The organism is Vibrio orientalis CIP 102891 = ATCC 33934 (assembly GCF_000176235.1).
GTDB lineage: Bacteria > Pseudomonadota > Gammaproteobacteria > Enterobacterales > Vibrionaceae > Vibrio > Vibrio orientalis.
Window position 1 is genome coordinate 1,832,756 of the sequence record NZ_ACZV01000005.1, and the last position, 22,543, is coordinate 1,855,298.

The window sequence follows — 22,543 nt, forward strand, 5'->3', positions numbered from 1 at the left end:
TAATAAACGGATAAATTTAATGCGTACCAGTAATTATCTTCTTTCTACTCTGAAGGAGACTCCAAACGACGCAGAAGTAGTAAGCCACCAGCTTATGCTACGTGCAGGTATGATCCGTAAGCTAGCTTCAGGTCTTTACACCTGGCTACCTACTGGTCTACGTGTATTGCGTAAAGTCGAAAACATCGTTCGTCAAGAGATCGACAATGCAGGTGCTGTCGAAACTTTGATGCCCGTTGTTCAGCCGTTTGAACTATGGGAAGAGACAGGACGCAGCGAAAAGATGGGTCCTGAGCTACTTCGCTTTACTGACCGTCATACTCGTCCGTTTGTTCTTAGCCCTACAGCAGAAGAAGTGATCACTAGCCTTGTGCGTAACGAAGTAAGCTCGTACAAACAGCTTCCACTTAACCTGTACCAAATTCAGACTAAATTCCGTGACGAGCGTCGTCCACGTTTTGGCGTAATGCGTGCACGTGAATTCTGCATGATGGATGCATACAGCTTTGACATCGATAAATCTGGCCTAGAGAAATCTTACCAAGCGATGCACGATGCTTACTGTAAAGCATTCGATCGTATGGGCCTTGAGTACCGTCCGGTTCTAGCTGACTCTGGTGCTATCGGTGGTAGCGGTTCTCAAGAGTTCCACGTACTGGCTGAAAGCGGCGAAGACCTGATCGCATTCTCTACTGAGTCTGACTACGCAGCGAACATCGAGAAAGCAGAAGCGGCAGCACCTGCTGGTGAGCGTGCGCAGCCAACTCAAGAGATGACGCTGGTTGATACGCCAAACGCGAAAACTATCGCTGAACTTGTAGAGCAGTTCGATCTACCAATCGAGAAAACAGTTAAGACTCTATTCGTTAAAGCATCTGATGAAGTTGATGCTGATATCATCGCGCTTATCGTTCGTGGTGACCACGAGCTAAACGAAGTGAAAGCAGAAAACCTTCCTCAAGTTGCTTCTCCGTTAGAGATGGCAACAGAAGAAGAGATTCGCGCACTAATCGGCGCAGGCCCTGGTTCTCTAGGCCCTGTTGGTCTTGAGCTGCCATTCATCGTTGACCGCACTGTTGCTGTAATGAGCGACTTTGGTGCTGGCGCTAACGTTGATGACAAACACTACTTCGGTATCAACTGGGGTCGTGACGTTGAGCTAGGCCAAGTTGAAGACCTACGTAACGTAGTAGAAGGCGATCCAAGCCCATGTGGTCAAGGTACACTTCAGCTGAAGCGCGGTATCGAAGTTGGTCACATCTTCCAGTTAGGTAACACATACTCACAAGCGATGAACTGTGGCGTGCTTGGTCCTGACGGTAAGAACGTAATCCTAGAGATGGGTTGTTACGGTATCGGTGTATCACGTGTTGTTGCTTCTGCAATCGAGCAGAACCACGATAAATACGGCATCATCTGGCCTGACGCACTAGCACCTTTCCAAGTAGCTATCGTGCCAATGAACATGCACAAGTCTGAAGAAGTGAAAGAAGCGGCTGAGAAGCTGTACGCTGAACTGACTGCTATGGGTATCGAAGTCCTATTCGATGACCGTAAAGAGCGCCCTGGCGTTATGTTCTCTGATATGGAGCTTATCGGTATTCCTCACACTATCGTGATCGGTGACCGTTCTATGAAAGAAGGCAACTTCGAGTACAAGAACCGCCGCAACGGTGAGAAGACGGCAGTAGCGATGGCCGACATTGTTGAGCACATTAAAGCGCAACTTGCTTAAGTGTTTAACGCTTAGATACCAAAAAGGCTGATGTGAAAACATCAGCCTTTTTTGTTTTTGCTGTCATTCTCAAGAACGAGGGACGAGAGAGTTGGGGAGCTCTTGAAGCAAGTCGAATACCCGATGAGATTCCCTACTCCTTCCTTCGTCACTCTATGGAATGACACTTAATAGCTACGTCATCCTAGAGAGTGAGGCACGAACGAGTTGAAGATCTCTTGAAGCAAGTCGAATACTCGATGAGATTCCCTACTCGCTCCTTCGTCACTCTATGGAATGACACCCCCGTACAACGTCCTCCTCGAGAATGAGTTACGAATGAGTTGAGGATCTCTTAAAGTCAAGTCGAATACTCTATGAGATTCCCTACTCGCTCCTTCGTCACTCTATGGAATGACACACCGGTACAACGTCATCCTCGAGAGTGAGGTACGAACGAGTTGAGGATCTCTTGAAGCAAGTCGAATACTCTATGAGATTCCTTACTCGCTCCTTCGTCACTCTATGGAATGACACTTAATAGCTACGTCATCCTCGAGAGTGAGGCACGAACGAGTTGGGGATCTCTTAAAGTCATTCGAGGACTAAATCAGGTTCCCTACTCCAACGGCTCTGTTGGCGCTTGGCTTGCGACTTTCTTCGGTGCATAAGCGACATCAACAAGCTCATCAGCGTTACCATCAATCAATTCACCAAAATGGAAAATACCGAACTCACCCGGCTTCATTCGGTGCCAGGTTTCATTGTCGGTTAATGGCTGAGTGGCAATCACCGAGACAATATCATTGGGTGTCGTTTCTTCTTGGAAGTTAATCTCAACGTCTTCATCAATCAAAGAAGCTTTGCCGAATGGTGCTCGTCGCGTGATCCAATATAAGTGGTTGGTACAGTAGGTGACGACGTACTCACCATCTGACAGCAGCATATTAAAGACCCCTCTGTCACGGAGCTGATCACAGCATTCAGCGACAAAACGGAACACGCCAACCATATCTTGTGGTGGTTCAGGGTATCGGTCTTCCATCTGCTTAAGTAGCCAGCAAAACGCTAACTCACTGTCTGTCTGACCGACAGGGCGATGTCTACCAGTATGGAGGTCTTGATACTCAGAAAGCTGGCCATTGTGTGCAAATGTCCAATAACGTCCCCACAACTCACGAGTAAATGGATGCGTGTTCTCTAAATTCACGCCACCGCGGTTGGCTTGCCTGATATGGCTAATCACAGCACGACTCTTTATCGGGTAGTTTTGCACTAGCTCCGCTATTTTTGAATCGCAACTCGGTTTGGGATCTTTAAAGGTACGAAAACCCTTACCTTCATAGAAAGTAATCCCCCAGCCATCACGATGCGGGCCAGTGTTGCCGCCTCGTTGCATCAAACCAGTAAAACTAAAACAGATATCGGTTGGAACGTTAGCGCTCATTCCGAGCAATTCACACATGGTCTAGCAAACTCCATTCTTCCTTGCGTGTCATACTTATTTAATAACATAAGCGCCAGCAAGATTGCTAGCGCTTATCGTTATAAGATAGAAAACGGTAATTAGGCGTTTTCCATTTCCTTTTCAATCAATTGAATCACGATGTGGATGATTTTGATGTGGATTTCTTGGATACGGTCAGCGTAACCAAAATGCGGCACACGAATTTCAATATCCGCTAGGCCAGCCATTTTACCGCCATCTTTACCCGTCAGCGCGATGGTTTTCATCCCTTTCGCTTGAGCGGCTTCAATCGCCTTTAGGATGTTACCTGAATTACCTGAGGTCGATAGTCCAAACAGAACATCGCCTTTACTACCTACCGCTTCGACATAACGAGAGAAAACAAAATCATAGCCAAAATCGTTGCTCACACATGATAGGTGACTTGGATCTGAAATCGCGATACCTGGTAGCCCAGGACGGTTTTCACGGTAGCGACCTGTTAGCTCTTCAGCAAAATGCATCGCATCACAGTGTGAACCGCCATTACCACAAGAGAGAACTTTACCACCTTGCTTAAATGAGTCAGCGATCATCTTCGCTGCCGCTTCAATCTGAGCAATGTTCTTGTCATCACTCAAAAACTTATTGAGTACATCAGCAGCTTCGGTCAATTCGTTTTTAATTAGGTCCTGGTACATAGGTTTATCTCTAATTTTTGTAATAAATAGTTCTGCATCAATTACAGAAAGCATTACCTACAGAGTTTACTCAAACAATTCTCACTGTCGATAGCCCACCGTTAACAATTGCACCTTTATTGCAAATCTCTCCTCACAAAATCTGCATGACTCGTCATTTTTAGACCTTTCACTCTACTTAGATCACTTTTTGAGCAAATTGGCATTTTACATTTTATTAATATTTTGATTACACTTAACTGGTTAGACCTCTTACTACTTTAAAGGCGTACAACACATATAAGGCCGCCGTAAAAGGAACAATAATATGGACATCTTGCTCTCTATCTTAGGCTTTACCGCAGTACTTGCGGTCTGCTTATATCACCGCAGTTCGCTGCTACTCTCTATCACAGCTCTAACCGCAACCATGGTAGCGCTCTCTATCTTTGGTAGCGCCGGCTCCCTGAGTTGGGTTCTTTTCATCGCAGCAGTGGTGACTTTGGCTATCCCGTCGGTGCGCCAATCTTTAATCAGCAAAAAAGCACTGACTCTATTTAAGAAAGTGCTTCCGGCAATGTCTCAAACAGAAAAAGAAGCACTTGATGCGGGTACTGTTTGGTGGGAAGCCGAGCTTTTCAAAGGTAAGCCTAACTGGAACAAGCTACATGAGATAAAAGATCCTAAGCTAAGCGCTGAAGAACAAGCGTTCCTAGATGGGCCAGTGAGCGAAGTCTGCGCCATGGTTAACGACTACCAAGTCACTCATGAACTTGCCGATTTACCACCAGAAGTATGGCAATACCTTAAAGATCACAAGTTCTTCGCTATGATCATTAAAAAGAAATACGGTGGCCTTGAATTCTCAGCTTATGCGCAATCTTTGGTGCTACAAAAACTGACGGGCGTATCCAGCGTTCTCTCTTCTACTGTAGGCGTTCCAAACTCGTTAGGCCCTGGTGAATTGCTGCAACATTACGGGACCACTGAGCAAAAAGATTACTATTTACCTCGCCTAGCCGAAGGTAAAGAGATCCCTTGTTTTGCCCTGACTAGCCCAGAAGCTGGCTCAGATGCTGGCTCTATTCCAGATTTTGGTGTGGTATGTAAAGGCAAATGGGAAGGTAAAGAAGTGTTGGGTATGCGCCTAACTTGGAACAAGCGTTACATCACCCTCGCCCCTGTTGCGACGGTACTAGGTTTAGCATTTAAACTGCGTGACCCAGATGGCCTGCTTGGTGAGCAACAAGAACTCGGCATCACTTGTGCCCTGATCCCTACTCATCTAAAAGGTGTTGAAATTGGTAACCGCCATTTCCCACTAAACGTACCATTCCAAAACGGTCCTACTCGCGGTGACGATCTGTTTGTGCCGCTCGATTTCATCATTGGTGGACCAAAAATGGCAGGCCAAGGCTGGCGTATGCTGGTTGAGTGTCTATCGGTTGGTCGTGGTATTACTCTACCTTCAAACTCAACCGGTGGTATCAAAACCGCAGCACTTGCAACAGGTGCTTACGCTCGTATTCGCCGTCAATTCAAACAACCTATCGGTCATATGGAAGGAGTCGAAGAGCCGTTGGCACGCCTAGGCGGTAATGCCTATGTGATGGATGCTGCAAGCTCATTGACCGTCGCGGGTATCGATTTAGGTGAAAAACCATCGGTCATTTCAGCTATCGTTAAGTACCACTGTACTCACCGTATGCAACATAGCGTGATTGATGCGATGGATATTGTCGGTGGTAAAGGCATCTGTATGGGGCCATCGAACTTCTTGGCTCGTGGCTACCAAGGTGCACCGATCGCAGTCACCGTGGAAGGCGCAAACATACTGACTCGCTCGATGATCATCTATGGTCAAGGCGCAATCCGCTGCCATCCTTATGTTCTAGAAGAGATGAATGCCGCGTATTCAGATTCATCAGATGCTCTGGATAAATTTGACAGCGCTCTAGCGGGACACGTCAGCTTTACTATGAGTAATTTTGTCCGTAGCTTGTGGTTAGGCCTTACCGATGGCCGCTTGTCTAATGCACCAGTGAAAGATCAAACAACCCGCTATTACCAACAACTTAACCGCTACAGTGCCAATATTGCCTTCTTATCAGATATCTCAATGGCCGTATTAGGGGGGTCTTTGAAGCGCAAAGAGCGTCTATCTGCGCGTCTTGGCGATATTTTGAGTCAACTGTACTTAAGTTCAGCAACACTGAAACGTTATGAAAGCGAAGGCCGTATTGCCGATGATCTACCGCTAGTTCATTGGGGCCTGCAAGACAGCTTGAAGCAAACGGAACATGCGATTGATGAGTTCTTAGCTAATTTCCCGAACAAGTGGCTAGGAAAAGCACTTCGAGTGATCATCTTACCATTTGGCCGTATACGCAAAGCGCCAAGTGACAAGCTTGATAGCAAAGTGGCTCAAATTCTTCAAACGCCAAGTGCGACACGCTCTCGAATTGGCCGTAATCAATACTTTGAAGCGAGCGAGTTTAACCCAGTCGGTAAGATTGAGAAGGCACTGCATATCATTCTAGAGGCTGAGCCTGTGTTTGATAAGATATGTAAAGCGACCAATCAACGTCGCCCATTCCTACGCTTAGATCTCGTTGCCGATATCGGCCTAGAGCAAGGTATTATTGATAGCAACGAAGCCAACTTGTTACGCGAAGCTGAGCAGCATCGTCTGTACGTTATCAATGTTGACGATTTTGACCCAAAGGACTTAGCGGCAAAGCCTCAACCAGCACTGACACCTGCAATGGATGAAGTCGCTTAACCCCAAATCTGTCCATAAACAAAGAGCTGCCAATGGCAGCTCTTTTTAATTGTTACAAAGTCAGTGAAATACTTTATTTCTTCGGCATCTCCAACTGCATCTCTGGTATCGCTTGTTTCTTCGCTCTCAACTTGCCCATCACAAACCAAACGACAAGACCAAGAATCAGTACCACAATATTACCTACACCGATAAAGATCATGGTGCGGGTCTTCTTCTCTTCACGCATTTGCAGTAGCTGCATCTCTTCGAGCATTTTCTGCTGTTGGATTCGTTCAAGCTCTTGTAAACGTCGCGTTTCCGCTAAGTCGACCTCTTCAACCACACTATAAGTATGCTCGGTAATTTCAAATATAAGTGGTCTTTCTGAGCCCATTTCGGTGGCAAACGCTTTGCCAGACCAAGAGTAATTTCCGTTATTCTCGCTGTTGGGGATTTCTAATTCCAGTTTGTTACTTTCTGCTTGCGCACTGCCTTGTACCGTCACTTTGTCACCATCAGGGCCGTTATGCTCAATATGCGCAGAAATCGACCCCGGAAGAATCATACCCTGCTCGCCGCTAATCACGACTTTGTGTGGAGTACCCACAACCCGAGATTGGATGAAGGTCGATAGCAATGGCTGAGGATAAACCAGCACTTCTTGCTCTTGAGCACGCAAAAAGACACCGTTTCCAGAGGTGATTCGGACACGATACTTGCCCGGCTCACTAGAGACTGGCAATAACACGGTAAAAATGCCATCGCCTGCTACTTCATCTAAGCCACGTCCATCATCAGCAAATTCACCAATCACTTCAGGAATTGGACGAGCTTCTTTGACTAAGGTCTCTTCATTTTCAATAAACTTGGTGAAGGTCACCTTAAGTTTGACACGATCTAAGAAATCACGCAGTACAAGTGGCTGCCCGTTAGAGGTCAGGCGCGCGTTAAACTTAATCGATTCACCTAAGTAGAGGCGGTTGGGCATCTTATCAGTAGAGAGCTCTAGGTGAGAAATCAGCTTGATTTTGTTCTTGGGTGTTACTTTACCGATGGCTTGCCAAGGGCCCGGCATCGGGTTATCAATAGAAATAATGTCCATCGATGACTCTTGATACCAACGGACATTATCCGGAGAGCGCCACGCGTAGTATTTTTTACCATCAGGGCGAACTAAAACCACAGGTTGTGAGCTTTTTGCTCGATAGATAACAAAAGTGATCTGCTTAATCGACGGATCAACTCGAAAACGGTTATCTAACAAGCTCATTGAGGATTCTTCAGCAGAGTAGCTTAACGCGCTAAATACAATACCTACAATGGCAATCCAAATCCTCAACATCCTTTCTCCTACTAACGCCAGAGACAACTTCCGTTTTTCTCGACGATATCTAATCTTTTATTATGGGCATCTATTTCATCGGCCGTTGCACGTAGAACCTTTAGCGCTTTTCGTCCACTGGCTGCACGTTTTATCGCTTCCCCACCGTCATCATTTGAACTACCGGCATTAAATTGCAGCGATGTTTGACCACCGGTCATTAACAGGTAGACGTCAGCTAGAATCTCCGCATCGAGCAAAGCGCCGTGAAGAGTACGGTGGGAGTTATCAATACCGTAACGATCACAAAGTACATCGAGGTTATTTCGCTTGCCCGGGAAGATCTTCTTCGCCATCGCCAGCGTATCGGTCACCTTACAATAATCGTCGGTTTTACCAATGGTTGGATCGAGCATACCAAACTCATAATCCATAAAGCCGGTATCGAAGGGGGCGTTATGAGCCACCAGCTCCGCACCTTTAATGAAGTCTAAAAACTCCGCATGGACATCTTGGTACTCAGGTTTATCGACCAAGAACTCATCCGTAATACCGTGGACTTCAACCGCTTCAGATTGAATATCTCGATCAGGTTTAATGTAAACGTGAAAGTGACGACCGGTCAGTTTACGATTGATGATCTCTACCGCGCCAATTTCGATGATTCTATGGCCTTGGTAATGAGGTCCACCTTCTTGGTTCATACCGGTGGTTTCCGTATCGAGAACGACGATACGATGTTGTTCAGAATTGTTGCTGGTATTCATAACAAAATATGTGTCAGACTATGCCAATAATATGCTTAACCCAATAGTATCAAATCATGACGAAACAAGTGGAAATTTTCACTGATGGTTCTTGTTTAGGTAATCCAGGTCCTGGCGGATATGGCGTCGTCCTGCGTTACAAACAGACAGAAAAGACCCTTGCTAAAGGCTACACTATGACCACCAACAACCGCATGGAGATGCTCGCAACCATCGTTGCACTGCAAGCATTGAAAGAATCGTGTGACGTCATTCTCACCACGGATAGCCAATATGTTCGTCAAGGCATTACGCAATGGATCCATAACTGGAAAAAACGTGGTTGGAAAACCGCCGACAAAAAACCAGTTAAAAATGCCGACCTTTGGAAAGCACTTGACCAAGAAACCGAGCGCCACACCGTTGATTGGCGTTGGGTCAAAGGCCATGCCGGACATAGAGAAAACGAAATGTGTGACGAACTTGCCCGCGGCGCAGCAGAAAATCCAACCGAAGAAGATACGGGTTACATTCCAAATTAATGCTGCTGCTTGTTCGAAACCTTATAATTGACGCTAACTGGCGTCAATTTTCGTTTTAGCTTCCAGTGCGGCTTAATTGGTTTTAAAGGATAAGTCCGCTTGCGTGCGACAACAAAGTACAAACTGCCCATCGGAGACGCCCAGTCACCTAAGCTGTTCTCAAGCCAAGTCCACATCGTCCGGTACTTTTGCATTGGAAAAAGAGCATAGCTATCACACTCGACCACTTGATAATTCAGCAGTCCTAGCCAATCTTTAATGCGGTTTGGGGTAAACATTCGACCGCTCCAAGGCAAATTATTACGTCGCCATGGCATTAAGCTTCCCAAGCCAGTTAAACTTATTGGGTTAAATCCGGTAATGATCAAATAGCCATCATCTATCATTACCCGGTCAACTTCACGCAGCATCCGGTGAGGGTCATTGCAGTAATCGAGCTGATGCGCCATTAACACAGCATCAAAACTTTTCTCCAAAAAGGGCAAATCGTAACCATCTGCAATCACATTATGCAAAGGGTTCTGGATATCTAACTGAACTTGATGTTGAATGTTACAGTTGAAGCTGGTTAACTCGCAGCTCAAACCACCCAACTTGAGTAAGTGATACCCAAATAATCTAGGGCACCATTCATCAATTCGGGTTTGGATGGAGTCATTGACCCATTGACCATTTTTTAGCTGAGACCATGAATGAGGTTTTTCAAGCTTTTTGGCGCTACGTGCTGGTTTCATATCTAACCTGCTTCACTCTTGGGAGACACAATTATGTTGAATATCAAAAGCATACCTGCATTTAATGATAATTACATCTGGCTGATTGAAAATAGCGATCGCCGTTGTGCAGTTGTCGATCCAGGTGATGCAAAGCCTGTGCTTGATTACCTTGCTGAACACGATCTGAGTTTAGAAGCAATTCTTATCACCCACCACCATAATGACCACATTGGTGGTATTGCTGAACTGGTAAGACAATTCCCTAACATCGATGTCGTCGGCCCGGCGAATGAACCTGTTCCCACGTTGACTCACGCGGTCGAAACGGGCGATCAAATTGAACTGTTTGATGAAGTCTTCTTTGTTCTAGGCTTAGAAGGCCACACTCTTGGACATATTGGCTACGTCGGAGACAGTAAGCTGTTTTGTGGTGATGTACTGTTTTCTGCCGGCTGTGGCCGTGTGTTTGAAGGAACAATGGAACAAATGCACACCTCGCTAAGCAAATTAGCCGCCCTACCAGAAGAGACTCAAGTGTTCTGCGCCCATGAATACACCGCAAGTAATTTAGCGTTTGCACTTGCTGTCGAGCCTGACAACGAACAACTGCAACAGTATCGTGATGAAGTCAATCGCCTACGTGCGCAAAACAAACCGACCTTACCGAGTAGCATTCGTCGTGAAAAATGGATCAACCCGTTCCTTCGCACCGATCAGCCAACCGTCATGCGTTCGGTCGCAAATCGCACCTCTGAGACAGACTCTTTGTCAATTTTTACTGCATTACGTGAGTGGAAGAACGAATTTTAACGATTTGCAGCTTGTCACTGACTAATTGTGACAAGTATTATCAGCAGCCAAAGATAAAAAGGGCTGTGAAATGCGAGTTAAACACAGCTGGGTATTCGCGCTAGTATTATCTGGCTGTCAACTTACCCAGCCAACAGATTCCGGTGAAGCCGTCTCTCCGGGAACCAATAATCCAACACCAAGCAAGCAAACTGAGTTAACCACTCAACCCGCAAAGCCGGTAGCAAAACCACAACCAGTGGTGACTCCTCAATCTCAAGAAGATGTATGGCAACGTATTGCGATGCAACTAGAGATGCCTATTCCAGATCAGAAATTGGTCGACTACTACCGTACTTGGTACCTAAAGCATCCCAATCATTTGAAAACAGTATCTAAGCGTGCAGAACCGTTCTTGTACCTGATTACTGAGAAGATCGAACAGCGGGGCCTCCCGCTTGAGTTAGCTCTACTTCCGGTTGTGGAAAGCTCATTTGACGCCTTTGCCTACTCACACGGTAGCGCTGCAGGGTTATGGCAATTTGTCCCAGGGACAGGTAAGCAGCAAGGTCTAGAGCAAAACTTTTGGTATGACGGCCGCCGCGACGTGCCTGCCTCAACCGATGCTGCACTTGACTACCTAACTTACCTCAATAAACGTTTTGATGGTGAGTGGTCACACGCTATTGCAGCCTACAACAGTGGTGGCGGTCGTGTTTCGCGTGCCATTCGTAAGAACAACAATTTAGGTAAGCCTACCGATTTCTTCTCGTTAGATCTGCCAAAAGAGACTAGCGGATACGTACCAAAACTACTTGCGCTGGCCGATATTGTGGCTAACCAAGAGAAATACGGACTAACCATTCCGCCGATTGCTAACAAACCGGTGGTTAAACTGGTCGATCCTAAAGAGCAACTCGATCTCGCGATTGCAGCTCAATATGCAGGTATCTCAGTGAAAGAGCTACAAAGCCTCAACCCTGCATATAATCAGTGGGCAACCGCGCCAGAAGGACCACACCAACTGCTTTTGCCAACGGGTAACGTTGCTAAATTCAATAAAGCGGTAAGTGATAATCGTGGCAAGGGCATGAAAGTAGTGCGCTACAAAGTCAAATCTGGCGATAGCGTTAGTGTATTGGCGCAGAAGTACAACACAACTTCAAGCGTGATTCGTACCGCGAACAACATGGCCAATAACAATATTCGAGTTGGTCAGCACTTACTGATTCCAACGTCGACTAAAGATGATAAAGCTTACGCACTGAGTGCCTCTAACCGCCTTGCAAAAACGCAATCAAAGAACCGCGGCCAGTACAAACTGACTCACACGGTAAGCTCAGGTGATAGCCTATGGTCGATTGCCAAAGAGAATAAGGTTTCACACCAATCTCTGGCTAAGTGGAACGGCATGGGTCCACGCGATACACTTCGCGTCGGTCAAAAACTGGTGATTTGGAAAAACAGCTCAGATGGCGCCATCATTCGTACCGTGTTCTACAACGTACGCAGTGGTGACACCATCAGTGGCATTGCTAGCAAGTTCAAAGTGAAGTCGAACGATATCGTTAAATGGAATGGCTTAAATAAGCAGAAGTACCTCAAACCGGGACAGAAGCTTAAGCTCTACGTGGATGTAACTAAGGTGAGCGTATGAACCCGTCAAGCAACCCACTTGTTATGCTGATCGATATTTTTCGATCTCCAAGCGCCTGCTTCTTAGCCCTATACCAACGTGGTGCTTGGGGTTGGCAGCCTTATGTTTTCTTAATTTTATCACCATTTTTATTCTGGGGTTCTTACTTTGACTTGGTCAACTTTGAATGGCTAAGAGAAGGTTTGGCAGCACAACTGGCTGAGACAAACCCAAAACAGCTAGAGCTATTGGATGCTAATACCCTGATGGCGAGTGAAATCATCAGTGATATTGCCGGTCGTACACTGACCATCCTTATGCTGGCATTTTGGTTTAACCTAGCGACTAAACCAAGCCAACATCAGCATGGTTTTTGGAAATGGTTCGCGGCTGGTGCAGTCATTACCTTCCCGGCAATCATTGGTGATTTAGCGAGTTATGTCAGCGTATTACTTAAGCATGGTCAGGTAATGGTTTATGCCGCTGACCTCAATAGCTTGAATGGCCTACTCAAACTACCACTGACGAATGAGTGGTCTCAGTTTGCTAGCTCATTCCCTCTATTACTGCCTTGGTACATTGCGCTTGGCTATGCGGCAGTTGGTACTTGGACTGAGTTTGAGCGCGGACAAGCCCTTGCTATTGCCGCGCTACCTTGGGTGGGTTACTACTTGATTTGGGCGCTATACATCCTGATTTTCTAATCGGAAGCGAACCAAAATAGGATTATGATCAGAGGCGTCCGATTCGGGCGCCTCTGCTGCTTCTAGTCCAAGCCCACGGAAAAACACATGATCCAGTGGTAACCCTGTAATAAATTGGGTGCGATGATCAGGTAAATACGTTGCCTCTTGCAGCCCGACTGATTTCAGAGCTTGGTGCATCACCTTCAAACGCTCTTCACTCCAACTATTAAAGTCGCCCGCAACAATGACTGGCCCTTGGTGTTTCTTCAGCTCATTCACCAGTACGTCTAGCTGACGCTGATACTCAACCGTGCCATAAGTAAAGTTGACCGCATGAATATTCACTACCGCTAGCTGCTCACCATTAGACAGCGGATAAAGTGCGTACAAGGCTGATTTAGGTAATCGAAGCCATGGTTCAAGCTCTGTATAAGCACACGCCTTAGCTGGTGCACTCAATGAAAGGTTCAGTACCCCCGCCGTGGTATCAAACGCTTTAAACGCATCGACCTGGCTACCAAACCACTTAGCCGCCAATATCCATTCGCGTAGCTCTTCAGTCATGCTCGCTTCCTGTAGCAGCACTAATTGTTTGTTAGTGGCAAACTGCTGCAAACTTTGCTGCCAATTGTCACGATTTTGCTTATAGATATTCCAAACTAACAGATTTATTTCACCTGATTGGTCAACGACTGCCGCATTCGGATTTTGATAGCATTGTAGTGATAGCTCCACTTGCTCGCCGTCTAACGATGTCAGTTGCGCGCTGTCCGATAACTGGAATATCGACTTGTAACCAATAAATGTCGCGCTCGCGAGGACTAAAGGGAGCAGAATTAAGGAAGCTTTTTTCATATTGTTCGCCAAAAACAAAAAAGAGCCTTACGGCTCTTTTTAATAAATTAGATTGCGTCTTCGTCTTCTTCGCCTGTACGAATTCGCACGATACGCTCAACATCGGTAATAAAGATTTTTCCGTCACCAATCTTGCCTGTCTGCGCAGTCTCAATGATGGTATCAACACATTGATCGGCCACTTCATCAGTCACGACAATTTCTAGCTTCACTTTAGGTAGGAAGTCCACCATGTATTCGGCACCACGATACAGCTCGGTATGACCTTTTTGACGGCCAAAACCTTTTACTTCAGACACTGTCATGCCCGTAATACCAACTTCAGCTAGCGCTTCACGTACATCATCAAGCTTGAACGGCTTAATAATGGCTTCGATCTTTTTCATGTTCATCCCTTAAACTATTGTAACTTTCGCCATTATCCCATGATAACAGGGTAATAAAAAGCCCGAGCATTCACTGCTCGGGCCTGATCATTCATCTCAAGTAATTCGCTATTACTTCAAGCTTGCGTAGTAAGCCGCTAGGTTAGCAATATCTGCGTCACTTAGCATAGATGCTTGCGCCTGCATCACTGCAGCCAGACCACCTGTACGCTCTTTGTTTTTATAAGCGTTGATAGAAGATACGATGTATTGTTCGTTTTGACCTTTAAGGTTTGGGTAACCTGGGATCATTGCAATACCATCAGCGCCATGACACGCAGCACATACTGCCGCTTTCGCTTGCCCTGCCGCCGCATCACCCGCAGCAAACGCTTGACCACTTAGTAGACCTAATCCGATAGCCAATCCAATAGTGATTTTTTTCATTGCTCGTCCTTATAATTCCATGATAGTTGTACGTTTTTATGTATACAATTTTACAGAAACAACTAAAGCTTGTCCCAGATGAGTTCACAGTCCTGGCCTATAAAGTGACGATCAATAAATAAATCGCCAACCGCAACAACCCGCTCACCACACATTACTATAGGGGTTCTACGTCTAAGCCAGCTCGGGACACCATACTCCTGAAATAATTTTTTCAGTTTTCGGCTGTGGCCACGTTCTGCAGGATGTGCCGAAAGTCCTTCAGGGTTAAATATCACCTGCAGTGGCGCTTGGGCTAAGGCTTTTAGTGATAACTTCCCATTAGGTGATGAAACCAATGCCAATTGGCCTAACTCATCTGGCAGCTCACAAACTTGTTCGAGCTGTAATGAGCACTGCCATTGCTCAAGACTTTGCCACGCTTGTACGACGTATAACTTATGGGCAAAGCGTCGAATTTGCCCATCTGCTAGCGTCAATTGAGGGTTGGCATCTTGCTGAGCCTGAGCGACTTCCTGCCATAATTTATCAAGCTGGATTCGACTAGGCATACGTAGACCAAGGGACCCAAGCCACATTCTCAGCAGACGCGTTCTTGCCAGTTCACTCATCTCCGCTAACGTTGCAATCTCTAAGCTGCTGTCTGAATGCAGCGCCGCAGACAGTTTCTCAGCCATCAGCTCATCAAGCAGTTGTTCTTGCTCTGCACAAAGCTCAGCACTACGTCGCACCGATTGATGGATGTGAGGCCAACGCTCTCTCATGTTAGGCGTGAGATTATGGCGAATGAAGTTACGCTCAAAGCGCTGATCTTGATTGCTCTCATCTTCAACCCACTCAAGATCTAAACTTTGAGCAAACTCTTCTATTTCTTGGCGAGTAACCGATAACAATGGCCTTACGATTTGCGCACTTGCAAAAGGCATTACCGCAGCCATTGAAGATAAACCTTTTGGACCACTGCCTCGTTTAAGAGCCAGTAAAAACGTCTCTAACTGATCATCTGCATGTTGACCAGTCAATAGTAAATCACCCGAGCTGAGGTACTTGCGCAATGCGTTATAACGAGCTTCTCGAGCACTCTCTTCGATACTCCGCCCCTCAATATCTAAGCTCACTTTTTCAACTACTAGCTGCACATTTAATGATTGGCACCAATGCTGACACTGCTCGGCCCATTGGTCAGCATTGTCACTCAGCCCATGGTGAACATGTACCGCTAAACAATCCACGCGATATTGCTGAGCGTATTGAGCCAGCAGTTCGAGCATCACTCGTGAGTCCAACCCACCACTCAAGCCAAGCACAATACGTGTGTTTGGTTGGTAATATTGGTCAATCGCTGCATAAAACGTAGATTTAAGCTTCATCACTATCTTTATCTTGAGAGTTATAGGGCTATTTTATCACTAGCAATAAAAAAGGCTGAACCTAAGTTCAGCCTTTCTATGACAAGAGTAGCGATTAACAGTAACCGTAGCTCATTAGGCGCTGGTAACGACGCTCTAGTAGCGTATCGTTATCAAACTGCTCTAACTCTTCAAGTTGACGAGATAGCGTTGCCTTCATGTTTTGAGCCATTGTCAGGTGATCACGGTGAGCGCCACCTAGTGGTTCTTCGATAATTTCATCGACAAGCTCAAGCTCTTTTAGGCGTGGAGCAATTAGGCCCATCGCTTCTGCTGCTTGTGGCGCTTTATCTGAATCACGCCATAAGATTGAAGCACAACCTTCTGGAGAGATTACCGAATAAGTTGAGTACTGAAGCATATTGACGTAGTCACCCACACCGATCGCTAGAGCACCACCAGAACCGCCCTCACCTACAACGTTACAGATTACTGGCACTTTTAGGCCAGCCATCACTTTAAGGTTAGTTGCGATTGCTTCTGACTGACCACGCTCTTCAGCACCAACACCTGGGTAAGCACCTGCCGTATCGATGAAAGTGATCACTGGCATGTTAAAACGCTCTGCCGTTTGCATTAGACGTAGCGCTTTACGGTAACCTTCAGGCTTTGGCATACCAAAGTTACGTTTTACTTTTTCTTTTGTCTCACGACCTTTCTGATGACCAATGATCATCACTGGACGGCCATTTAGACGAGCCATACCACCAACAATGGCTTTGTCGTCAGCGTAGTGACGATCACCCGCCATTTCATCAAACTCAGTAAATACGTGCTCGATGTAATCTAGCGTGTATGGGCGTTGTGGGTGACGAGCTAGCTGAGCTGTTTCCCATGCTCCAAGGTCACTGAACGTTTTCTTTTTAAGTTCTAGGCTTTTCTTTTCTAGCTGTTCAATCTCTTTCTCAAGATCAACTCCAGCTTCACCACCATGACGAGATACGTCACGAAGTGCTTCAATTTTTGCTTCTAGCTCTGCGATTGGCTTTTCAAATTCTAAAAAGTTCAGGCTCATCTATAGATCCTTTATTATTCGGTCGCCGTTGACCGAACTTAGTTAAATTCGAGTTCTACCTGGCCTTTCCCAAGTAGTTGTTTTAAATCATCTAATAATGCGTCACTCGGCGTTACTCGCCATTCTGTACCTAGCGTTAAACGCGCCTGAGCATCGGAGCGTTGGTAGTATACATGGACGGGCACACTTCCCGCCCGATGAGGCTCTAGTATTTGACTAAAGCGCTCAAAAAATCGGTCATTGATTTGCGATTCGTCAATCGAAACAGATAATCCTCGTGCATATTTTTCACGAGCTGTTCCCAAATCCATAACTTCGCGCGCGGACATTTTAAGACCACCATTGAAATCATCAAAGCTGACCTGTCCAGAAACCACCAAAATTTTATCGTTTTCTAACAATTCTGCGTATCGATCCAGCGCATCAGAGAACAACATCACTTCCATTCGGCCGCTTCTGTCGTCTAAGGTCATAATACCGATACGTGTACCGCGCTTGGTTGTCATGACTCGCGACGCAATCACCAAGCCGGCAACCGTGACACTTTGATCACGACGAGTTGGGGTCGCGTCTTTTAGTCGACAACTGGTGTACTTACCAAGTTCCCTTATATAGGCATTAATTGGGTGGCCGGTCAAATATAAGCCGAGTGTATCACGCTCACCTTCAAGCCATACCTTCTCGGGCCATGGTTCTACCTTGGTGTACTTATGCTCGACCTCTTCTGGAGCTTCCGTTAATACCCCGAATAAATCACTTTGACCAAACGCTTCCGCTTGGTGATGTTGGCTCGCGGCTTTTACGGCATCATTCAATGACGCCATCAGGGCTGCGCGGTGTGGACCAAGTCGATCAAGAGCACCGGCATAAATCAGTTTTTCAATCACACGCTTGTTGACTTTTTTAAGGTCAATGCGAGCACAGAAATCAAATAAGTCTTTAAAGTGGCCATCTTTATTACGCGCTTCTAGAATCGCATCAATTGGGCCTTCACCAACCCCTTTAATCGCGCCGATGCCGTAAACAATCGCCCCCTCTTCATCAACATTGAAGCGGTATAAGCCAGCATTAATGTCAGGTGGAAGCACTTTAAGCTTCATGCGGAAACATTCATCGACCAGGCCAACCACTTTTTCCGTGTTGTCCATGTCGGCTGTCATTACCGCGGCCATAAACTCTGCAGGGAAGTGCGTTTTTAGCCACAAGGTTTGGTACGAAACCAGTGCGTATGCCGCTGAGTGCGATTTGTTAAAGCCGTAACCTGCGAACTTCTCTACCAAGTCGAAGATTTTCATCGCCAGTTCGCCGTCAACGCCGTTGGCAATTGCACCTTCTTCGAAGGTTGCACGCTGCTTAGCCATCTCTTCTGGCTTTTTCTTACCCATCGCACGGCGGAGCATGTCTGCGCCACCTAGCGTATAGCCAGAAAGAACCTGAGCGATCTGCATTACCTGCTCCTGATAGAGGATAATGCCGTAGGTCGGTTCAAGAATCTCTTTTAACGACTCGTGCTGCCACTGTTCATCTGGATAAGAAACGGCTTCTCGACCATGCTTACGGTCGATAAAGTTATCTACCATGCCCGACTGGAGTGGACCTGGGCGGAACAGAGCTACCAGTGCGATAATATCTTCAAAACAGTCAGGTTGAAGACGCTTGATGAGCTCTTTCATACCACGCGATTCGAGCTGGAATACCGCCGTGGTCTCTGAGTTTTGCAACAGATTGAATGACGCTTGGTCTACCAGTGGGATTGACTCGATCGCGACCGGTGGTTTGCCTTCTTTCTCTAGACGAGGGTTAATCAAGCCTAGCGCCCAGTCGATGATGGTTAATGTTCTCAGACCTAAGAAGTCGAACTTAACCAAACCAGCGGTTTCTACGTCGTTCTTATCAAACTGCGTAACTGGGAAATGGCCTTCCGCATCTGCGTAGATAGGCGCAAAGTCAGTGATGGTGGTCGGAGAAATTACCACACCACCTGCGTGCTTACCGGCGTTACGTGTACACCCTTCAAGGATGCGACACATATCGATCAACTCTTTGATCTCTTCGTCGTTAGCATAAAGCTCAGGGAGTGCCGGCTCAGCTTTAAACGCTTTTTCTAGCGTCATACCTGGGTCTGGCGGTACAAGCTTAGAAATACGGTCAACAAAACCGAAGCCGTGGCCAAGCACTCGGCCAACGTCGCGAATTACCGCTTTCGCCGCCATGGTACCAAAGGTAATGATCTGAGATACCGCATCTCGACCATACATTTCTGCTACGTGATCAATGACTTGGTCACGCTTATCCATACAGAAATCGACGTCGAAATCGGGCATCGAGACACGTTCTGGGTTTAAGAAACGCTCGAAAAGCAGGTCATATTCCAATGGATCCAAGTCGGTGATCTTAAGTGCGTACGCCACTAACGAACCCGCACCTGAACCACGGCCAGGGCCAACCGGAATCGCGTTATCTTTTGACCACTGAATGAACTCCATTACGATCAAGAAGTAACCTGGGAATCCCATGTTGTTGATTACTTCAAGTTCTATCTTAAGGCGGTCATCGTATTCAGGGCGTCGCTCAGCGCGGACAGCAGGGTCTGGAAACAGGAACTCAAGACGATCTTCGAGCCCCTCTTCCGATTTCTTAACCAAGAACTCGGTTTCTTCCATCCCCTCAGTAGGGAACGCGGGTAGGAAGTATTCACCAAGGCGAACCGTTACATTACAACGCTTAGCAATTTCGACGCTGTTTTCGAGCGCTTCTGGGATATCGGAAAAGAGCTCGCACATCTCTTCTTCGCTACGCAGATATTGCTGAGGGCTGTAATTTTTTGGCCTGCGCGGGTCTTCAAGCGTATAACCATCATGAATGGCAACACGAATTTCATGAGCATCAAACAGAGACTCCTCTAAGATCACCACTTCATTGGTAGCAACGACTGGGATGTCACTTTGTTCGGCCAACTCTAGGGCGAAGTGTAAATAGGTTTCTTCATCAGCACGCCCTGTACGGGTCAACTCGAGATAAAACCTATCTGGAAAATGAGTCTGATAAAACGCTAAACACTCTTCGGCAGCCTTCTGATTACCTTTTAAGAGTGCCTTACCGATTTCACCACTCTTACCACCCGAGAGTATAATCACCCCTTCGGATAGTTCAGTTAACCACTCTTTATCAATAACAGGCTGATGCTGAACGTGACCACGTAAATACGCTTTGGAGATCAGTAAAGTGAGGTTTTTATAACCTGTGTTATCCGCTGCGAGTACCGTCAGTCTCGTCAGTTCATCACCAAACTCCGCTGACTGCATCAGAAAATCAGCACCAATAATTGGCTTGATACCGCAGCTATGTGCAGTGCCATAAAATTTAACTAGACCGCACAAGTTGGTGAAGTCGGTCAGCGCCACCGCTGGCATACCCATTTCAGCCACTTTCTTAACCAAGGGCGGCACTTTGGATAGGCCGTCAACCATGGAGAAGTCACTATGAACTCGAAGGTGGATAAACTTTGGATCTGACATGAATAAGGTCCGGGAAGGTTACAATTTGAGAAGATATTTGGGGTATTTTAAGTGAAAAGTATCGACTTATATACCCCAACTACACGCTTTCTATTCAATACCTAGTGCGCGTTTAACTGGCTTAAAGCTCTTACGGTGCTGTTCAATCACACCATGCTGTTCTATTGCCTCGAAATGAGCTTTAGTTGGGTAGCCTTTGTGTTTAGCAAAACCAAACTCAGGGTGCTGCTTATCTAGCTCTTCCATCTCTTGATCACGCACGACTTTAGCAATGATTGATGCAGCACTGATCTCAGCAACACGCAAGTCACCTTTGACCACAGCTTGAGAGTCCATAGACAACTCCGGGCATCGGTTGCCGTCGATAAGTGTAAGATCTGGCTTAACGTTCAAGCCATCGATAGCACGCTGCATTGCCACCATCGTCGCTTGCAGAATATTTAGCTGATCAATTTCTTCAGGAGAACAACGTCCTACCGACCATGCCAGCGCTTTCTGCTTAATTTCTGGCAACAGCGCTAAACGTTTTTTCTCTGATAGCTTCTTCGAGTCATTCAAGCCCTCAATCGGGTTATTAGGATCAAGAATAACCGCTGCGGTAACAACGTCGCCAACCAAGGGACCACGACCCACTTCATCCACGCCAGCAATTAATTGATAGCCTTGTGGATACTCAAACGGTGGGAGTTCTTGTTTCTCTTTTGCCATTATTCTTTACCAATTAGATTGAGAACGGCTTTGGCAGCCTGAACATCCGCGTCTTTGCGGATCAAGTGGTGCATGTCGGTAAATCGAGCAATAAGCTCATCATTATCACGGCTCAGCATATCCTCAACTGCAGGCACAAGAAATTGTGGATGACACTCATCCAAAATATATTCTTTGACTAATTCCTCTCCAGCCAGAATATTCGGCAAGGAGACAAATTCGGTAATCGCTAACTTCTGTACTAACCAACCCGTAAATCGGTTGACCTTATAACCAACCACCATGGGTCTTTTTAACAACATACATTCAAGTGCCACGGTACCGGAAGCGAGCAATACAGCGTCAGAAGCGGTAATTACGTTACGCGCAGTATCCTGAACAATAACAAAATCTAACTCTGGTGCTGTTTGTTGCCAGATTTCTTCAAACTGCTGTTTACGCTTATCATTGACGGCGGCAACGACAAAGCCGATATCAGGAAACTTCTGTTTGATTTGACGACAAGTTTCAATAAAGGGTTGAGCAATTAAACCCACTTCGCCACCACGGCTGCCCGGCAGGACCGCGAGCCATTGCTTATCTTGCTCTAGGTTGAGTAGCTCTCTTGCTTGTTGCTGATCTGGCACCAGTGGGATCGCATCCGCCAAGGTGTGACCAACAAACTCACATGCCACCTGATACTTGTCATAAAACGCTTTTTCAAAAGGCAGAAACGCAAGGACAAGGTCTGTTGCTGCATCTATTTTAAAGATACGCTTTGGTCGCCAAGCCCACACAGATGGACTGACATAATGGACGGTTTTAATACCGGCTTTTTTCAGGTCGAGTTCTAGCCTCAAGTTAAAGTCTGGCGCATCAATACCAACAAATACATCCGGCGGGTTTTGCGTGAAGTACTTAACCAGTTCAGCTTTCACTTTCAACAATCTTGGCAATCTTCCCAAGACTTCGACCAGCCCCATTACGGCAAGCTCTTCCATATCAAACAGAGATTCGCAGCCTTGCGCTATCATTTTTGGTCCACCGATACCGACGAACTCAGCGTTAGGATACTTCTGCTTTATCGCTTTGATGAAACCTTCACCGAGAGTGTCTCCGGACAGTTCACCGACGACGATACCAATTCGTAGTGGCTTTTCCATGGCTGAATGACCTACCTAATTTGTTGCTTTAAAAAGTAAAAAA

At 46.4% G+C, this 22,543-nt stretch carries 19 protein-coding genes; 6 read left to right on the top strand and 13 right to left on the bottom strand.

Going from position 1 to position 22,543, the window contains the following annotated elements; genetic code table 11:
- Window positions 1-19 precede the first annotated feature (19 nt).
- Window positions 20-1,735: a proline--tRNA ligase gene (locus VIA_RS19070; RefSeq protein ID WP_004415215.1), complete on the top strand. Its 1,716-nt coding sequence runs from the start codon at window positions 20-22 to the stop codon at window positions 1,733-1,735.
- 598 nt (window positions 1,736-2,333) lie between these two features.
- Here the strand turns inward: VIA_RS19070 and VIA_RS19075 are convergent.
- On the bottom strand, window positions 2,334-3,179 hold the full coding sequence (locus tag VIA_RS19075) for a class II glutamine amidotransferase (RefSeq protein ID WP_004415216.1): 846 nt from the start codon (window positions 3,177-3,179) through the stop codon (window positions 2,334-2,336).
- A 101-nt stretch (window positions 3,180-3,280) separates the two neighbouring features.
- Entirely contained in the window at window positions 3,281-3,862 is a 582-nt protein-coding gene (gene lpcA / locus VIA_RS19080; protein WP_004415218.1) for a D-sedoheptulose 7-phosphate isomerase, read from the bottom strand.
- Window positions 3,863-4,169: 307 nt separating this feature from the next.
- Between lpcA and fadE the strand changes: the two genes are divergently transcribed.
- Window positions 4,170-6,623, top strand: a complete 2,454-nt coding sequence (fadE, locus tag VIA_RS19085) for an acyl-CoA dehydrogenase FadE (protein ID WP_004415219.1) — start codon at window positions 4,170-4,172, stop codon at window positions 6,621-6,623.
- A gap of 73 nt (window positions 6,624-6,696) precedes the next feature.
- Here the strand turns inward: fadE and VIA_RS19090 are convergent, their stop codons facing one another.
- A complete protein-coding gene (locus tag VIA_RS19090) occupies window positions 6,697-7,947 on the bottom strand; it encodes a TIGR03503 family protein (RefSeq protein WP_004415221.1) in 1,251 nt (416 codons plus the stop codon).
- An 11-nt stretch (window positions 7,948-7,958) separates the two neighbouring features.
- On the bottom strand, window positions 7,959-8,693 hold the full coding sequence (gene dnaQ, locus VIA_RS19095) for a DNA polymerase III subunit epsilon (RefSeq protein ID WP_004417333.1): 735 nt from the start codon (window positions 8,691-8,693) through the stop codon (window positions 7,959-7,961).
- Window positions 8,694-8,749: 56 nt separating this feature from the next.
- Here dnaQ and rnhA point away from each other — a divergent pair, with 56 nt between their 5' ends.
- Window positions 8,750-9,214 (top strand): ribonuclease HI, encoded by a 465-nt coding sequence (gene rnhA, locus VIA_RS19100; RefSeq protein ID WP_004415225.1) that lies wholly within the window; start codon window positions 8,750-8,752, stop codon window positions 9,212-9,214.
- Here the strand turns inward: rnhA and VIA_RS19105 are convergent.
- Window positions 9,211-9,948 carry a class I SAM-dependent methyltransferase gene (locus VIA_RS19105; protein ID WP_004415226.1) on the bottom strand — a complete coding sequence of 246 codons (738 nt, stop codon included), beginning with the start codon at window positions 9,946-9,948 and terminating at the stop codon, window positions 9,211-9,213. The two genes, rnhA and VIA_RS19105, sit on opposite strands and share 4 nt — an antisense overlap.
- 33 nt (window positions 9,949-9,981) lie before the next feature.
- On the opposite strand from VIA_RS19105, the gene gloB reads away from it, so the two are divergent.
- The 3 genes from gloB to VIA_RS19120 all read left to right on the top strand — a co-directional run bounded on the left by gloB (window position 9,982) and on the right by VIA_RS19120 (window position 13,059).
- On the top strand, window positions 9,982-10,740 hold the full coding sequence (gloB, locus tag VIA_RS19110) for a hydroxyacylglutathione hydrolase (protein WP_004415227.1): 759 nt from the start codon (window positions 9,982-9,984) through the stop codon (window positions 10,738-10,740).
- Between the two features lie 70 nt (window positions 10,741-10,810).
- A complete protein-coding gene (locus VIA_RS19115; RefSeq protein ID WP_004415228.1) occupies window positions 10,811-12,376 on the top strand; it encodes a LysM peptidoglycan-binding domain-containing protein in 1,566 nt (521 codons plus the stop codon).
- Window positions 12,373-13,059, top strand: a complete 687-nt coding sequence (locus tag VIA_RS19120) for a YIP1 family protein (RefSeq protein WP_004415230.1) — start codon at window positions 12,373-12,375, stop codon at window positions 13,057-13,059. Before VIA_RS19115 ends, VIA_RS19120 begins: the two co-directional genes overlap by 4 nt.
- Here the strand turns inward: VIA_RS19120 and VIA_RS19125 are convergent.
- The 8 genes from VIA_RS19125 to lpxB form a co-directional block, all read right to left on the bottom strand.
- Window positions 13,039-13,896 (bottom strand): endonuclease/exonuclease/phosphatase family protein, encoded by an 858-nt coding sequence (locus VIA_RS19125; RefSeq protein ID WP_004415232.1) that lies wholly within the window; start codon window positions 13,894-13,896, stop codon window positions 13,039-13,041. The two genes, VIA_RS19120 and VIA_RS19125, sit on opposite strands and share 21 nt — an antisense overlap.
- 47 nt (window positions 13,897-13,943) lie before the next feature.
- On the bottom strand, window positions 13,944-14,282 hold the full coding sequence (glnB, locus tag VIA_RS19130) for a nitrogen regulatory protein P-II (protein ID WP_004415234.1): 339 nt from the start codon (window positions 14,280-14,282) through the stop codon (window positions 13,944-13,946).
- Window positions 14,283-14,393: 111 nt separating this feature from the next.
- Window positions 14,394-14,708, bottom strand: coding sequence for a c-type cytochrome (locus VIA_RS19135; RefSeq protein WP_004415236.1), 315 nt, complete (start codon window positions 14,706-14,708; stop codon window positions 14,394-14,396).
- A 62-nt stretch (window positions 14,709-14,770) separates the two neighbouring features.
- A complete protein-coding gene (gene tilS, locus VIA_RS19140) occupies window positions 14,771-16,078 on the bottom strand; it encodes a tRNA lysidine(34) synthetase TilS (protein ID WP_004415238.1) in 1,308 nt (435 codons plus the stop codon).
- Window positions 16,079-16,172: 94 nt separating this feature from the next.
- A complete protein-coding gene (gene accA, locus VIA_RS19145; RefSeq protein ID WP_004415239.1) occupies window positions 16,173-17,132 on the bottom strand; it encodes an acetyl-CoA carboxylase carboxyl transferase subunit alpha in 960 nt (319 codons plus the stop codon).
- A gap of 38 nt (window positions 17,133-17,170) precedes the next feature.
- Window positions 17,171-20,650, bottom strand: a complete 3,480-nt coding sequence (gene dnaE / locus VIA_RS19150; protein ID WP_004415240.1) for a DNA polymerase III subunit alpha — start codon at window positions 20,648-20,650, stop codon at window positions 17,171-17,173.
- A gap of 90 nt (window positions 20,651-20,740) precedes the next feature.
- Window positions 20,741-21,361, bottom strand: a complete 621-nt coding sequence (gene rnhB, locus VIA_RS19155) for a ribonuclease HII (RefSeq protein ID WP_174269827.1) — start codon at window positions 21,359-21,361, stop codon at window positions 20,741-20,743.
- Window positions 21,358-22,500, bottom strand: a complete 1,143-nt coding sequence (gene lpxB, locus VIA_RS19160) for a lipid-A-disaccharide synthase (protein ID WP_004415242.1) — start codon at window positions 22,498-22,500, stop codon at window positions 21,358-21,360. Before lpxB ends, rnhB begins: the two co-directional genes overlap by 4 nt.
- Between the last annotated feature and the right edge of the window lie 43 nt (window positions 22,501-22,543).